This window comes from Colwellia sp. E150_009, from assembly GCF_053543955.1.
Map to the genome: position 1 here is coordinate 1 of NZ_JBHFOM010000067.1, position 13,987 is coordinate 13,987.

General features: G+C 37.2%; 12 protein-coding genes and 4 tRNA genes. 4 read left to right on the forward strand and 12 right to left on the reverse strand.

Going from position 1 to position 13,987, the window contains the following annotated elements; all coding sequences use genetic code 11:
• Positions 1 to 93: 93 nt before the first annotated feature.
• The 8 genes from ACE1OF_RS18935 to ACE1OF_RS18970 all read right to left on the reverse strand — a co-directional run bounded on the left by ACE1OF_RS18935 (position 94) and on the right by ACE1OF_RS18970 (position 4,201).
• Positions 94 to 169 (reverse strand) — tRNA-Gly (locus ACE1OF_RS18935).
• Between the two features lie 121 nt (positions 170 to 290).
• Positions 291 to 375: transfer RNA gene (locus tag ACE1OF_RS18940), tRNA-Leu, on the reverse strand.
• A 4-nt stretch (positions 376 to 379) separates the two neighbouring features.
• A tRNA-Cys gene (locus ACE1OF_RS18945) sits at positions 380 to 453 on the reverse strand.
• 64 nt (positions 454 to 517) lie between these two features.
• A tRNA-Gly gene (locus tag ACE1OF_RS18950) sits at positions 518 to 593 on the reverse strand.
• A gap of 128 nt (positions 594 to 721) precedes the next feature.
• On the reverse strand, positions 722 to 1,300 hold the full coding sequence (gene pgsA / locus ACE1OF_RS18955) for a CDP-diacylglycerol--glycerol-3-phosphate 3-phosphatidyltransferase (RefSeq protein WP_448896414.1): 579 nt from the start codon (positions 1,298 to 1,300) through the stop codon (positions 722 to 724).
• A 75-nt stretch (positions 1,301 to 1,375) separates the two neighbouring features.
• Positions 1,376 to 3,247 (reverse strand): excinuclease ABC subunit UvrC, encoded by a 1,872-nt coding sequence (uvrC, locus tag ACE1OF_RS18960; RefSeq protein WP_448896425.1) that lies wholly within the window; start codon positions 3,245 to 3,247, stop codon positions 1,376 to 1,378.
• A 29-nt stretch (positions 3,248 to 3,276) separates the two neighbouring features.
• A complete protein-coding gene (gene uvrY, locus ACE1OF_RS18965; RefSeq protein ID WP_448896416.1) occupies positions 3,277 to 3,921 on the reverse strand; it encodes a UvrY/SirA/GacA family response regulator transcription factor in 645 nt (214 codons plus the stop codon).
• A gap of 13 nt (positions 3,922 to 3,934) precedes the next feature.
• Entirely contained in the window at positions 3,935 to 4,201 is a 267-nt protein-coding gene (locus ACE1OF_RS18970) for a hypothetical protein (protein ID WP_448896417.1), read from the reverse strand.
• Between the two features lie 235 nt (positions 4,202 to 4,436).
• Between ACE1OF_RS18970 and fabA the strand changes: the two genes are divergently transcribed.
• Entirely contained in the window at positions 4,437 to 4,952 is a 516-nt protein-coding gene (fabA, locus tag ACE1OF_RS18975; protein ID WP_448896426.1) for a bifunctional 3-hydroxydecanoyl-ACP dehydratase/trans-2-decenoyl-ACP isomerase, read from the forward strand.
• A gap of 110 nt (positions 4,953 to 5,062) precedes the next feature.
• Here fabA and ACE1OF_RS18980 read toward each other — a convergent pair whose 3' ends face one another.
• The 3 genes from ACE1OF_RS18980 to nadK all read right to left on the reverse strand — a co-directional run bounded on the left by ACE1OF_RS18980 (position 5,063) and on the right by nadK (position 8,314).
• Positions 5,063 to 5,443 carry an outer membrane protein assembly factor BamE gene (locus ACE1OF_RS18980; protein ID WP_448896418.1) on the reverse strand — a complete coding sequence of 127 codons (381 nt, stop codon included), beginning with the start codon at positions 5,441 to 5,443 and terminating at the stop codon, positions 5,063 to 5,065.
• A 186-nt stretch (positions 5,444 to 5,629) separates the two neighbouring features.
• Positions 5,630 to 7,306 carry a DNA repair protein RecN gene (gene recN, locus ACE1OF_RS18985; RefSeq protein WP_448896419.1) on the reverse strand — a complete coding sequence of 559 codons (1,677 nt, stop codon included), beginning with the start codon at positions 7,304 to 7,306 and terminating at the stop codon, positions 5,630 to 5,632.
• A 126-nt stretch (positions 7,307 to 7,432) separates the two neighbouring features.
• Complete coding sequence (nadK, locus tag ACE1OF_RS18990) at positions 7,433 to 8,314, reverse strand: NAD(+) kinase (RefSeq protein ID WP_448896420.1); 882 nt, start codon at positions 8,312 to 8,314, stop codon at positions 7,433 to 7,435.
• A gap of 266 nt (positions 8,315 to 8,580) precedes the next feature.
• Here nadK and grpE point away from each other — a divergent pair, with 266 nt between their 5' ends.
• The 3 genes from grpE to dnaJ all read left to right on the forward strand — a co-directional run bounded on the left by grpE (position 8,581) and on the right by dnaJ (position 12,736).
• Positions 8,581 to 9,213 carry a nucleotide exchange factor GrpE gene (grpE, locus tag ACE1OF_RS18995; protein WP_448896421.1) on the forward strand — a complete coding sequence of 211 codons (633 nt, stop codon included), beginning with the start codon at positions 8,581 to 8,583 and terminating at the stop codon, positions 9,211 to 9,213.
• 269 nt (positions 9,214 to 9,482) lie between these two features.
• On the forward strand, positions 9,483 to 11,402 hold the full coding sequence (dnaK, locus tag ACE1OF_RS19000) for a molecular chaperone DnaK (RefSeq protein WP_448896422.1): 1,920 nt from the start codon (positions 9,483 to 9,485) through the stop codon (positions 11,400 to 11,402).
• A gap of 191 nt (positions 11,403 to 11,593) precedes the next feature.
• Complete coding sequence (gene dnaJ / locus ACE1OF_RS19005; RefSeq protein WP_448896423.1) at positions 11,594 to 12,736, forward strand: molecular chaperone DnaJ; 1,143 nt, start codon at positions 11,594 to 11,596, stop codon at positions 12,734 to 12,736.
• A 111-nt stretch (positions 12,737 to 12,847) separates the two neighbouring features.
• Here dnaJ and ACE1OF_RS19010 read toward each other — a convergent pair whose 3' ends face one another.
• The gene (locus ACE1OF_RS19010) at positions 12,848 to 13,684 is read right to left on the reverse strand and encodes a choice-of-anchor H family protein (RefSeq protein ID WP_448896424.1); all 837 of its coding nucleotides are present in this window, start codon (positions 13,682 to 13,684) and stop codon (positions 12,848 to 12,850) included.
• Positions 13,685 to 13,987: the final 303 nt, after the last annotated feature.

A 13,987-nucleotide genomic window follows, 5' to 3' on the forward strand; every position in this document is an offset into this window, starting at 1 on the left:
ACTCGAACTCGTGACATTCACGTTGGCAACGTGATGCTCTACCAGCTGAGCTACAGCCGCTTCATAGAGCTTGCGTTTTTTCTAAAACAAAATTGGAGCGGCTAACGAGACTCGAACTCGTGACATTCACGTTGGCAACGTGATGCTCTACCAGCTGAGCTACAGCCGCTTCATTAGAGCTTTTTCTTTTCGCAATCATTTACTTAAAAATGAGGGCGCATTCTAGCGTAACTAAATTGTTTTGACAACAATAAATAACACTATTTTTATCTCAACACTTGTTGATGAAATGGTACCCGGAGCCGGACTTGAACCGGCACGCTTTTCGGCGAGGGATTTTAAATCCCTTGTGTCTACCAATTCCACCACCCGGGCATAATGGAGGCGGGTCCCGGAGTCGAACCGAGGTCCACGGATTTGCAATCCGCTGCATAGCCATTCTGCCAACCCGCCATTTTATCAACGCGAGTTGAGATGATTTCATCTGTCGATATTTCATCGACTAAAAACTAGTAATTGGAGCGGCTAACGAGACTCGAACTCGTGACATTCACGTTGGCAACGTGATGCTCTACCAGCTGAGCTACAGCCGCTTCATTTGTCGACACCCTGTCAACGAAAACGCATTCTACATCGAATTAAGTTACAGTCAACTATTAAATCCTTTTTTTCTGTTGACTGCTCAAAAAGCAGCTAATTTGATGTTATAGCAAACAGCTTTTTAGCCTTTCAGTTCAGGCCACGCAGCTTTGAAGTAATTTATTAAGGTTGAAACGGTTAAAATAGTGGCAATAAAATAGAAAAAATAAGCAGCATAATTGATAACTTCGTGCGGCAGATAAAATAATATTAATGGAATATCATAATCAGGACGCCAAATTAATCCCATAATGCCTAACATTTGTGCGGCAGTTTTATATTTTCCCATGTCAGACACGGCAATAACGTCGCGTTTACCACGAGATGACATAAATTCTCTTAAGGCACTGATGAATATTTCTCGGGCAATCATAATTATGGCCGGTATTGCTACTAACCATGTTTGATAGTCTTGCGCTATCATCACTAAGGCTGCGACTACCATGAGTTTATCGGCTACAGGGTCAATAAAAGCCCCAAATGCTGAAGATTGGTTTAATTTTCGGGCTAAATATCCATCTAAGGCGTCACTAATTGATGCTGTCCAAAATACAGCAAAGGCACCAAAGTGGCTCCATGATAAAGGTAAATAGAAAATAAGTAGAAAAACGGGGATCAAAATGATCCGGAATAAGGTTATTTGATTAGGTAATGTCCACATAGTTTTTATTTAACTTTGAAATGTCACTGCAAAAAATCTGACTTTATTCTACACAGGATCGCTGATTAGTCATAGTCACTTGTTATGTAAAGTCTCATAAATGTTTGTTGCTAACGCTTTACTGATTCCTGGTACTTTTTCTAATGTAGCTATATCAGCCTTATTTACCTCTTGCATACCACCTAAATGAGTAAGTAATGCCTGTCGTTTTTTAGCGCCTATTCCTTCTATTTCTTCTAATAAAGATTTTTTGCTCGCTTTTTGTCTTTTGGCTCTATGTCCAGTTATTGCAAAACGGTGAGATTCATCACGAATATGTTGTACTAAATGTAAAGCGGGAGAGGTGGCAGGTAAAGATATTAATTGATGAGAACCCGCTAATATTAAGGTTTCTAAGCCGGGTTTTCTTGATTCACCTTTTGCAACGCCAACGAGTAAAGGAATTTTGTCTAGTGATTGTTCACTACTTAGCAAAGCAAAAAAGTCTTCTGCTTTTGCTAATTGCCCTTTGCCGCCGTCAATAAAAACGATGTCAGGCATTTTTTTTAATGATTCTTCATCGGTAGCTTTTATTTTGCCATAACGCTTATTTAACGCAAATGCCATTGCGGCATAATCATCACCTGGTGTGATGCCGTGTACGTTATACCGTCGATAATCACTTTTAAGAGGACCTTCTTGATTAAATACAACGTTTGAGGCAATTGTTTGCTGCCCCATGGTGTGGCTAATATCAAAACATTCTATTCTGTTGATGCCATTGGCTAATTCAAATACTTCATTTAAGGCAACAAATCTTGCTTGCATCGATTCTTTATGGCTATTACGAGTAACAAGTGCTGTTTGTGCATTGGTGGCTGCAAGTTTTAGATATTGTCGACGTTCAGCACGCACTTTGGTTGATATTTTAACGTCATGCTCTGACTGTTCTGATAACAAAGCGGCTAATTCAGTTAATTGTTCAAATTCGTTGGGTGCTACAATTTCTTTTGGAAGCAATCCTTCATTTGTACCGTTACCAAGCTCGTTACCTAAATAATGCTGTCCAATAAAAGCCTGAATGACTTCTTCATCGGTTGTTTCACTTGGCACAATGGGAAAATAGCTTTTGCTGCCTAATATTTTATGATCACGAATACAAAGTAAATGAAGACAAACTTGGGATTTCAATCGATATATACCAATAACATCCATTTCTGCGGCAATACCACTAACATATTGCTGTTGTTGAACTTTACGTAAGGTAGTGATTTGGTCTCGATATTTAGCCGCTTGTTCAAAATTTAACTCTTCGCTTGCTTGTTCCATTTTTTTTACAAGCTGTTCAGTAACCATTGAGCTTTTACCTTTTAGGAATAGCTTGGCTAAATCAACTTGTTGTTGATAATCTTCTTGAGATATTTTATCGACACAAGGTGCTAAACAACGGCCTAATTGATATTGCAAGCAAGGGCGAGAGCGTGCTTTGTAATAACTGTCTTCACATTGCCTAATAGGAAAAATTTTTTGCATTAAGCGCAAACTTTCCCAAACAGCGCCTACCGTTGGGTAAGGACCAAAATAATCACCTTTGGTACGTTTTCCACCACGATGTAAGCCAAGTTTTGGGTGCTTATGATGAGTAATTAATAAATAGGGATAAGATTTATCATCACGCAGGAGAATATTATATTTAGGTTGATATTTTTTGATGTAGTTATTTTCAAGAATCAGTGCTTCCCCTTCCGTGTGGGTTACAGTGACGTCGATTGCACAAATTTGCTTTACAAGGGCTTTTGTTTTAATGGAGCCTACATCTTTTCTAAAATAGCTAGCCAAGCGCTTTTTAAGCTGTTTGGCTTTCCCTACATAAATAACCGTTTGCTCAGCATTGTACATACGGTAAACGCCAGCCTGTTCGGTAACCGAATTTAAAAAGGCTTCACTATCAAAATTTATTGCTGGCATGTCTGTGTTGGTGGTTGTGTTTGACAAAATTATAATTTTTCTGTGTTAATCATGCCATGACGAATAGCCAGATGTGTTAATTCAACATCGTTTCCAACGCCAAGTTTTTCAAACATTCTATAACGGTAACTGTTAATTGTTTTTGTGCTTAAATGTAGGTTTTCTGAAATATCAGGTACTTTTTCGCCGCGAGTGATCATTAGCATTATTTGCAATTCACGGTCAGACAACTCACTAAAAGGGTTTTCTTCTACTGATTTGAATTGGCTTAGTGCCATTTGCTGGGCTATTTCGGCAGGTAAATAGCGTTGCCCGCTATGTACGGCTCTAATTGCGTTAATCATTTCATTTGGTCCAGCTCCTTTGGTTAAGAAGCCTGCTGCACCAATTTGCATTACTTTAGTTGGAAAAGGATTTTCTGTGTGGGCTGTTAATATAATTACCTGTATATCTGGCGCTATACGTAAAATTTTCTTTGTCGCTTCTAATCCACCCATGCCTGGCATATCCATATCCATTAGAATAACGTCAGGCTCAGTTTTACGGCAATATTTAATTGCATCTTCACCAGTTTCACATTCATGAATAACTTTAAAGCCTTTAACTTCATTTAATATTCTATTAACGCCAGAGCGTACTAGTTCGTGATCATCAACTAATAATATATTTATCAATGGATTTTGCCTTTTATAATTCGTTGTTTTTTAACCAACTATTGAGTAAGCCAATTTGCCCATTTTTATAGGCAGCATAAGTTAAACGTACAGCATTACTTAAAATAATACTGTCAGACCAATTTGTTTGTTCTGAAATTAATTGATAACAGACTTTTGCTTCGGGTGATAAATAGCCGCGCATTTCTTGTTTTCCACGCAATTTTTGTCTTTCTCGGTAACGTTTTTGTTTTTCGGCATTTGTCATTGCTTTTTTTTTCTTTTTAACTAGATCGTCCATCTTTACCTCAATGCCTTTTATAACCTGCTACAATTAGCTACTATGTTACCCTGACCGACCAATTTTGCAATATCAACATGCAGCATAATAACACTATAAAAGTTGACTATTGTCATTAAAACTCATATTTTTTACTGTTCGGAGTTGTTTAGTGTACAAGTGTTCGCTAAAGTAGCGCCCAAGAAATATTACATACTCAAGTAAACAACTTTTATAGGTATAAATACTGATGGCAATGGCACAACAGAGTTCGTATAACAAAGCAGATTTAGTTAAGGCTGGTACTGGTGAAATGTTTGGGGAAGGAAATTCTCAACTTCCTTCTGATAATATGTTGATGATGGATCGCATACTTACCATTACTGAAGAGGGGGGGGAGTTCGGTAAAGGATTTATTGAAGCCGAATTAGACATCACTCCAGATCTTTGGTTTTTTGATTGTCACTTTAAAGGCGACCCTGTTATGCCTGGTTGTTTGGGGTTAGATGCTATGTGGCAGTTAGTTGGGTTTTTCTTAGCATGGACAGGTGGTCCAGGCAGAGGGCGAGCGCTAGGTGTGGGTGAAGTTAAATTTACAGGGCAAATTTTGCCAACAGCAAAAAAAGTTTCATTTAGAATAGATTTTAAACGTGTAATTAAACGTAAGTTGTATATGGGATTAGCTGACGGAAGTGTTAGCGTTGATGGCCGTGAAATATACACAGCTAAAGATTTAAAAGTTGGTTTATTTACAGATACCAGTAAGTTTTAATTATTTATTTTGGGTTAGCTTTTTTATTAATACTTTTTTAAAAAATAAATCCTAGTTAAAACCAGTATTTTCTACTGGTTTTATTATTTTCTATTGTCTCGCTTTCTACATTACTTTTTCTTATCAATTTCAGCTGTTTTAATGGGAGCATTAAATGGTGTATTGAAATTTTCTGATAATTCAAAATCACCTTCCGCTGACACTAATTTATTTTCACTAAATTTTATAGTAAAGCTTTTGTGCATATCTAACGTTTCACTACGACCAGATTTAAAGCGATAAATATAATTCCATGTGTCTTTGTCAAATGCATCTACTATTACTGGGCTACCAAGAACAAATTTAACTTGTTCTTTAGTCATACCTATTTGTATTTTGTCTATGTTTTTTTGTTCAAGATAGTTACCTTGCGGAATATCTATTCGATAAACCCAGCTTGAACAGGCAGAAAGTGATAGCGCTATGGCAATAATTGAGGTACGAAACAACATGAAATTTTACTTTCCTTCAATATAAAATAATACAAATATACATTAACATGTAATGTGTAAACAGGGACACCCAAAACTACCCCAAGGTGTCTAGAGGTTAGCCCCTTGAAATAGATTGGGTATAGTAACGAAGCACGGCTTTAGATACAAAGCTATTTTTCATAAATTTCACAGCAAGGTATTTATTTAACTTGCTAATAACTCACGTGCATTAGCTAAACTATGCTCTGATATTTTATCTCCTGCTAGTAAGCGGGCTATTTCTTGGATGCGGCTTTGCTCACTTAGTTCCGTAACTTTTGTTTCTGTGTGTTCACCATCGGTTAATTTGCTAACAAAGAATTGTTGATGGCCTTTGCAGGCAACTTGCGGTAAATGTGTTACGCAAATAACTTGTGTGTTTTTTGCGAGTTGTTGTAATTTTCTACCGACCATGGCAGCGGTTGGTCCACTAATTCCTACATCGACTTCATCGAATATCAGGCTTGGCGTAACCACTTTATCAGCTAAAATTACCTGCATTGCCAAACTTATGCGAGATAGTTCACCGCCTGAAGCAACTTTATTCATTGCTTCTAATGCTTGGCCAGGGTTTATGCTAACTTGAAAGTCTATTTTATCTAAACCATTATTTGAGATAGTGCTTGTGCTCTCATTTGCTGGTGTAATGCTTATTTGAAACTTTCCGTGGGGCATATTCAATTCTTGCATACTTTTGCTGATTAACTGGCTTAATGTTTTTGCTGCTTTTTTTCTTGAAGCTGTTAATACTGCAGCAGACTCGAGGTAGTGTTGTTCGGTTGTGGCAATTTCTGTTATTACGGTATTAATTCTTGATTCATCATTAGATATTGCAGCCAAAGCCAAAATTAACTCTTGATGGAAGCCAACTAAGTTTTCTGGAGGTAGGTTGTGTTTTTTTGCAAGTTGCAAAGCTGTTGAATAGCGTTCTTCGATCATGGCATAGGCTTGGGGATCTAGCTCAAGATCTTGATAATAGTGTTTAAGGTCGGCAGAGGCTTCTTCAATTTGAACGAAAGAGTCGTTAAGCAATGCTGCCACGTTCACTAATCTCTTGTCTAGGCGTGCAATAGCACTAATGTTTTCACTACAATGCCTCAATGAGTCAAGTACGTTAAAGTTTTCATCTTCTGTAAGGGTTTGCAGAGTTTGCAAAGTAGTGTCCAGTAAATCTTGCGCATTAGCATGACGTTTATAGTCACTTTCTAAAGTTTCAAATTCATCTGCTTGTAGAGCAAATTCATTTAGCTCTTGCACCTGGTATTGCAAAAGCTGTTGTTCAGCCTCTCGTTGCTGCTTATTTTGTTGTAATAAAGTTAACTCTTTATTGAGTTTATGCCATTGCTGATAGTAATGTTTGACTTCATCAAGTGCGGATTTATTATCAGCATATTCATCAAGTAATTTGCACTGTTGGCTTGATTTAGTTATTAATTGATGATCATGTTGGCCATGAATATTAATCAGTAATTGACCTACTTCTTTCAGCTGTACTAGGGGTACCTGGCTGCCATTTATATAGGCTTTAGAACGGCCTTCAGCAGAAATAACGCGCCGTAATATGCATTCACTACTCGACTCTAGTAATAGGTCATGTTGTTTTAACCATTGTTGCACATTAGTATTGTTCTGTGTTTCAAAGGTGGCGGCAAGCTCTGCTTTTTTACTGTTGGGACGAACTACATTAGTGGTTGCACGCTCACCTAAACATAAGCCCAAAGCATCAATGGCAATTGATTTACCTGCGCCCGTCTCGCCCGTAATAGTAGTCATGCCTGATTGCCAATCTATATCAAGCGATTTAACAATGGCAAAATTTTGAATGTTTAATTGTAAAAGCATAATGTAGAGCACCTAATAATACTGTATAAATACTTAGGTGTTAATTTATACAGTAAATGTAAATAATGCAAATGTTTTTACTGTTATTTTTTACTTATTATTTTCGCTTATTTGCTGAGAACAATACTAGTATAGTTTGTTACCCCAGCTTAATTTACTTCGCAACACATTAAAGTAATCGTGATCAAGCGGATGTACTAAACGTATAGTGCTTGCGCTTTTTTTGATTATTACTTCATCGCCTGGCATAACGGCTAAAATAACATGGCCATCACAGCTTACTTGCAAACTTTCTTGATTTTCATTAGCTAAGATAAGTTTAATTTCACTGTTACCATCAACAACAATAGGCCTACTAGTTAATGTATGTGGAAACATAGGCACTAAAGATAGCGCATTTAAGTTAGGGGTTAATATAGGGCCGCCAGCCGACATAGAATAAGCAGTAGAACCAGTAGGTGTAGAAATAATAAGACCGTCTGAACGTTGACTAAACATAAAAGAGTTATCAATGTGTACTTCAAACTCTATCATACTGGCTACTTTACCCGCATGGAGTACTGCTTCATTCACTGCACTGTTAGAGCTTTTCAGTTTACCGTGTCGATATACTTCAGCTTCAATAATAAAGCGTTGTTCAGAGCGAGACTCACCCTGTAATATTTTTGTTAATGGTTTGATTATTTCATCAGGTGATAAATCAGTTAAAAATCCTAAATTACCACGGTTTACTCCAATAACACCAATATCAAAACAAGCTAAAACACGCGCAGCACCCAGCATGTAACCGTCACCACCTACAACAATGGCAAGATCGGCTTGCTCACCAATATCGGTAAGAGAGCAAATGTGCATACCCTCTATTGTTAATGATGTAGCAACTGTTGTTTCTACCAATACCTGATAGCTATTATTAAGTAAGTATTCATGCAGTGCTGAAATTGTTGCACTTGCACCTTGATGGTTAGGCTTACCGATTAGCCCAATTGTTTTATAGTGTTGAGCCATAACAATTATTTCGTAATTAATCTAATTATAAGAAGTTTCCCTTTATTTGCGTGGCTTGTAAAGTTTGTATTTGATAAAATGAATTTTTTGGCGTTAATAACAAGAGAAGTTATTTAGTTTGATTTAAATTTGCTATAAATCATGTAAAGTTAGTGAATAAATTATTTCTATTGTTGAAGGGCTTGAATAGCGTAATCTTGACCCCATAATTAGCATCAATGTATTTATATTATTGTAAAGTTATTAAGATTTAATTGGAGTTTTTTATGACGACAGAGTCTACAAAATCAGAAAATCAGCAAACTGCTGAAGAACAGTTAGCAGCAGAAATAGTGCAAGACGCAGAAGAGCAAGTTGAAGATCAGCATGAACATGCACATGAGATCCTTAGTGCTGAACAAGAACGCATAAACGAGTTAGAGCTTGCTTTAGCTACAGCGGAAGCAACCGTTCTTGATCAAAAAGATTCCGTGATTCGCGCGAAAGCTGAAGTGGACAATGTTCGTCGTCGCTCTGCACAAGATGTTGAAAAAGCAAGAAAGTTTGCCTTGGAAAAATTTGCAGGCGAAATACTTGTTACCGTTGATAACTTAGAACGTGCTTTACAAAATATTGATAAAGAGGATGAAAGTAAAGTAGCCGTTATTGAAGGTGTTGAATTAACCTTGCAAGGCTTAATTTCGTCGTTAGAAAAATTTGGTATTAAAGCGGTTGATCCACAAGATCAACCTTTTAACCCAGAATTGCACCAAGCCATGTCTATGCAAGAAGTACCAGACGTTGCGCCAAATACCGTGATTGCAGTAATGCAAAAAGGTTATGAATTAAATGGCCGTTTAATTCGTCCAGCAATGGTTATGGTATCAAAGGCTGCACCGAGTGTTGATGAGTCAGTTTAATTGCTAAAATAAATTATTTTATAAATTAAAAGTTTGTATATTTTATAAAAACCAGACAATTTGTCTGGTTTTTTCGTCTCAGCCCTTTCTTGTTAATCAAAGTGTACAACAATAAAGTAAGACTTTATTTTAAATAAAAGTAAATTTTTACAAATTTTCTATTGAAAAGTGTTTTCCTACCCCCATTTACTATTTCAACAACAGATAAATATTTTACTTTCAACGAGAGTAAAACGTATTAGAACGTAATAGATAGGAGCTTCCCCCTCATGGGTAAAATCATTGGTATTGACTTAGGTACAACTAACTCTTGTGTTGCTGTATTAGACGGCGACAAAGTTCGTGTTATTGAAAATGCAGAAGGTGACCGTACCACTCCTTCAATTATTGCTTACACAGAAGATGGCGAAACGTTAGTAGGTCAACCTGCGAAACGTCAGTCGGTAACTAACCCAAAAAACACCTTATTTGCAATTAAGCGTTTAATTGGTCGTCGTTTTGAAGACGAAGAAGTTCAACGTGACCTTAAAATTATGCCGTTTGGTATTGTTAAAGCTGACAATGGTGATGCATGGGTTACAGCACGTGACAAAAATGTTGCGCCACCACAAGTTTCTGCTGAAGTATTAAAGAAAATGAAAAAAACAGCAGAAGATTATTTAGGTGAAACTGTTTCTGAAGCAGTAATTACTGTTCCTGCTTACTTCAACGATTCACAACGTCAAGCAACTAAAGATGCTGGTCGTATTGCTGGCTTAGATGTTAAACGTATCATTAACGAACCAACTGCTGCCGCCCTTGCTTATGGCATGGACAAAAAACAAGGCGACAAAGTTGTTGCTGTATACGATTTAGGTGGCGGTACATTCGATATCTCAATTATTGAAATTGACGAAGTTGATGGCGAGCATACTTTTGAAGTATTAGCAACTAACGGTGATACTCACTTAGGTGGTGAAGATTTTGATAACCGTTTAATTAACTATCTTGTTGCTGAATTTAAAAAAGACCAAAGCATGGATTTAACAACGGATCCATTGGCTATGCAACGTTTGAAAGAAGCCGCTGAAAAAGCGAAGTGTGAACTTTCTTCTGCACAACAAACCGATGTTAACTTACCTTACATCACGGCTGACGGTTCAGGTCCTAAGCACATGAACATTAAAGTAACACGTGCTAAGTTAGAATCGCTTGTTGAAGATATGGTTAAAGCAACATTAGAACCGCTTAAACAAGCACTTAAAGATGCAGACTTATCAGTAGGTGACGTAAATGACGTTATTTTAGTTGGTGGTCAATCACGTATGCCTTTAGTACAAAAAGCGGTTACGGATTTCTTCGGTAAAGAACCACGTAAAGACGTTAACCCTGATGAAGCTGTTGCTGCGGGTGCTGCAATTCAAGCGGGTGTACTTTCTGGTGATGTAACTGATGTACTTCTTTTAGACGTAACACCATTATCATTAGGTATTGAAACAATGGGTGGTGTGATGACTAAAGTTATCGATAAAAATACCACTATCCCAACGAAACAATCGCAAACCTTCTCTACTGCTGATGATAACCAAGCCGCGGTTACGGTTCATGTTGTTCAAGGTGAGCGTAAGCAAGCCAGTGCAAATAAATCATTAGGTCAATTTAACCTTGAAGGTATTGACCCAGCACCACGTGGCACACCTCAAATTGAAGTAACTTTCGATATTGATGCTGACGGTATTTTACATGTAACAGCAAAAGATAAGAAAACAGGTAAAGAGCAAAAAATCACCATTAAAGCGTCTTCTGGTTTATCAGATGATGAAGTAGAACAAATGGTACGTGACGCTGAAGCCAATGCTGACGCAGATGCTAAGTTTGAAGAATTAGTGCAAACACGTAATCAAGCTGACGGTATGGTTCATGCTACTCGCAAGCAAGTTGAAGAAGCTGGCGATGATTTACCTAGCGAAGATAAAGAAAAAATTGAAGCAGCTATTGTTGAACTTGAAACAGCACTTAAAGGCGAAGATAAAGAAGACATTGATGCTAAATCTCAAGCATTAATGGAAGCGTCTGCTAAATTAATGGAAATTGCTCAAGCGAAACAACAAGCACAAGGCGCGCCTGAAGGTGCAGCTTCTGAAGGTGGCGAAACTCCTGCAGATGATGTTGTAGACGCTGAATTTGAAGAAGTTAAAGACGACAAATAATTTTAGTCACTTTGTTATGGCTATTTAGTTTAATTTAGGTGAGCACCGCTCCTTGAACTTAGGCTAACTAGCTTTAATATTTCGATTAAAAGGTTGTTATTTAAGCGAGGTAAAATTAAAGCGTCGATATAATCGGCGCTTCTTGCGTTAAAGCCAATGTTAATTAAAGTGTAAATCAAAAGAAGTCATTTATGTCAAAACGTGATTATTATGAGTCGCTCGGTGTTGCAAAAAGCGCTGATGAAAAAGAGATCAAAAAAGCCTATAAAAAGTTAGCGATGAAATTCCATCCTGATAGAACTAAAGGCGATAAAGAGAAAGAAGAAACCTTTAAAGAAATTCAAGAAGCGTATGAAGTGCTAAAAGACGATCAAAAGCGTGCTGCTTATGATCAATATGGCCATGCTGCTTTTGAACAAGGCGGTCACGGCGGTGGAGGCTTTGGCGGTGGTCAAGGTGACTTCGGCGATGCTTTTGGTGATATTTTTGGTGATATTTTTGGCGGTGGGCGAGGTCGCGGTGGTCGACAATCACGCGCACAACGTGGCTCTGATTTACGCTACAACGTCGAATTAAATCTTGAAGATGCTGTAAAAGGCAAAAGTTTAGAAATTAAAGTGCCTACTTATGTTAGTTGTGAACCCTGTGATGGCTCAGGTGCTAAAAAAGGCACATCAGCTAAAACCTGTACTACATGTCATGGACATGGACAGGTGCAAATGCGCCAAGGTTTATTTGCAGTACAACAAACGTGCCCAACATGTGGTGGTAAAGGTAAAATTATTACTGATCCATGTCCTTCATGTCGTGGTCAAGGGCGCGTAGAGAAAACAAAAACGTTATCAGTAAAGATCCCACCAGGTGTTGATACGGGTGATAGAATTCGTTTGTCTGGTGAAGGTGAAGCAGGTGAGCATGGTGCACCAGCAGGTGATTTATATGTGCAAGTAAATGTACGTGATCATGATATTTTTGTTCGTGATGAAAACCACTTATATTGCGAAGTGCCAATTAGTTTTGTTACTGCGGCATTAGGTGGTGAAATTGAAGTACCAACTTTAGGCGGTAAAGTAAAATTAAAAGTACCGAAAGAAACACAAACGGGCAAAATGTTCCGCTTGCGTGGCAAAGGTGTTAAGTCAGTACGTAGTGCTACAACAGGTGATTTGATGTGTAAAGTGGTTATTGAAACACCAGTTAACTTATCGGGTGATCAAGCTGATTTATTACGTCAATTAGAAGAAAAAATGGGTAAAAGCAGTAAAAAGCATAGCCCAAAAGAAACAGGTTTCTTCGATGGTGTAAAAAAGTTTTTCGATGATTTGAAAGGCTAGTATTTGCTATAGAATGATTAATAAATCAAGTGTTGAGTAAATGATAAAACCACATCAAATTTGATGTGGTTTTTTTATAAGACTTGTCTAATCGCTTTGCTAATCGTTATTTTAGTTTTTGTAATATAGTCTAAAAATGTTACCGAGTATAATAAGCAAGCTAATTAACGAAAAACTACCGCCACCATGAACCTCTACTACGTCAACATATGGTTCGTCATAGTCGGCACTTTCAAGTGATAAAGCATAGAGGGCATTATCATTATCAGCGCTGTAACTGGCTACAATATCGTTATAACCAACCTGATACAAATCAATTAACACATCGTAATAATCAGTTGAATAACCGGATAAAAATGTGGTAATAACTTCGTATTGATCTGCGTCTGACTCCCCTTCAATAATAAAATTATCAGTTGTATAGTAGTGAATCCAAGGGCCACCATTTTTGCTTAAATAGAGTAAGGCATAAACTTCACCCCATTGTTTGGCGGTATAGCTATATATATCAGCATCAAAAACCACACTAAAAGTTTGATAAAAACCGTCATTGTCAAAATCATCGTCTAAAAAACTTGCTGCACTATAAATAGCAAAGTCAGCGTAATAATTATAATAATTACGTTGAGATATCAGGTTTTTGGCTGATTTTTTAGCTTGCTTTTTATGACGACTAGCCATTTCTTTCCTAGTGATTGATGTTGCCTTATTGTTCAGCTGATCAGGAATATTTATAAGCTTATTAGTTAACATAATCTCCTTGCGTTTATTATCACTCAACTCACTTTTAAATGCTCCTTGAGAAATTGAATAAGAGGGAGTAGAAGAATGGCTGACTTCAGCGGCAGAAACATGCACACAAAGAAGTAATTGTGCCATAAACAGAAGTAGGCCTGTCACTGATATTTTTATTGTGTTTGGTTTAGTTACGTGAGTATTTTTAAGCATGATAAATCCTTAGACGCTTTGTTTGTGTTGTTATTAAAACGTAATCAAGATGAATGTAAGCTGAATGCATAAAAAAAAGCTGAGTATGTTGTGTGTATTAATGTATAAGAAAAGCTGTTCAGCTTATATTCAGTTGCTAAGGGGTATGATTTTAAATAAGCTATAGCTATTAAACTAATATATTATACCAATTTGATTAAATTTCTTCCCAACTCAGAGCTTCATTAGCGAGCTTAGAACAAGGAAAATTGATTAAACATAGTTACTCTATATTTCTTCAATTTTGTGATGTTATCAGTTTGC

Bases quoted from the DNA above. Each gene is read 5' to 3' on its own strand.
- pgsA (WP_448896414.1), bottom strand. From the start codon at position 1,300: ATGTGGACATTACCTAATCAAATAACCTTATTCCGGATCATTTTGATC.
- grpE (WP_448896421.1), top strand. From the start codon at position 8,581: ATGACGACAGAGTCTACAAAATCAGAAAATCAGCAAACTGCTGAAGAA.
- ACE1OF_RS18970 (WP_448896417.1), bottom strand. From the start codon at position 4,201: ATGGACGATCTAGTTAAAAAGAAAAAAAAAGCAATGACAAATGCCGAA.
- nadK (WP_448896420.1), bottom strand. From the start codon at position 8,314: ATGGCTCAACACTATAAAACAATTGGGCTAATCGGTAAGCCTAACCAT.
- ACE1OF_RS18980 (WP_448896418.1), bottom strand. From the start codon at position 5,443: ATGTTGTTTCGTACCTCAATTATTGCCATAGCGCTATCACTTTCTGCC.
- fabA (WP_448896426.1), top strand. From the start codon at position 4,437: ATGGCACAACAGAGTTCGTATAACAAAGCAGATTTAGTTAAGGCTGGT.
- dnaJ (WP_448896423.1), top strand. From the start codon at position 11,594: ATGTCAAAACGTGATTATTATGAGTCGCTCGGTGTTGCAAAAAGCGCT.
- recN (WP_448896419.1), bottom strand. From the start codon at position 7,306: ATGCTTTTACAATTAAACATTCAAAATTTTGCCATTGTTAAATCGCTT.
- uvrC (WP_448896425.1), bottom strand. From the start codon at position 3,247: ATGCCAGCAATAAATTTTGATAGTGAAGCCTTTTTAAATTCGGTTACC.
- dnaK (WP_448896422.1), top strand. From the start codon at position 9,483: ATGGGTAAAATCATTGGTATTGACTTAGGTACAACTAACTCTTGTGTT.
- ACE1OF_RS19010 (WP_448896424.1), bottom strand. From the start codon at position 13,684: ATGCTTAAAAATACTCACGTAACTAAACCAAACACAATAAAAATATCA.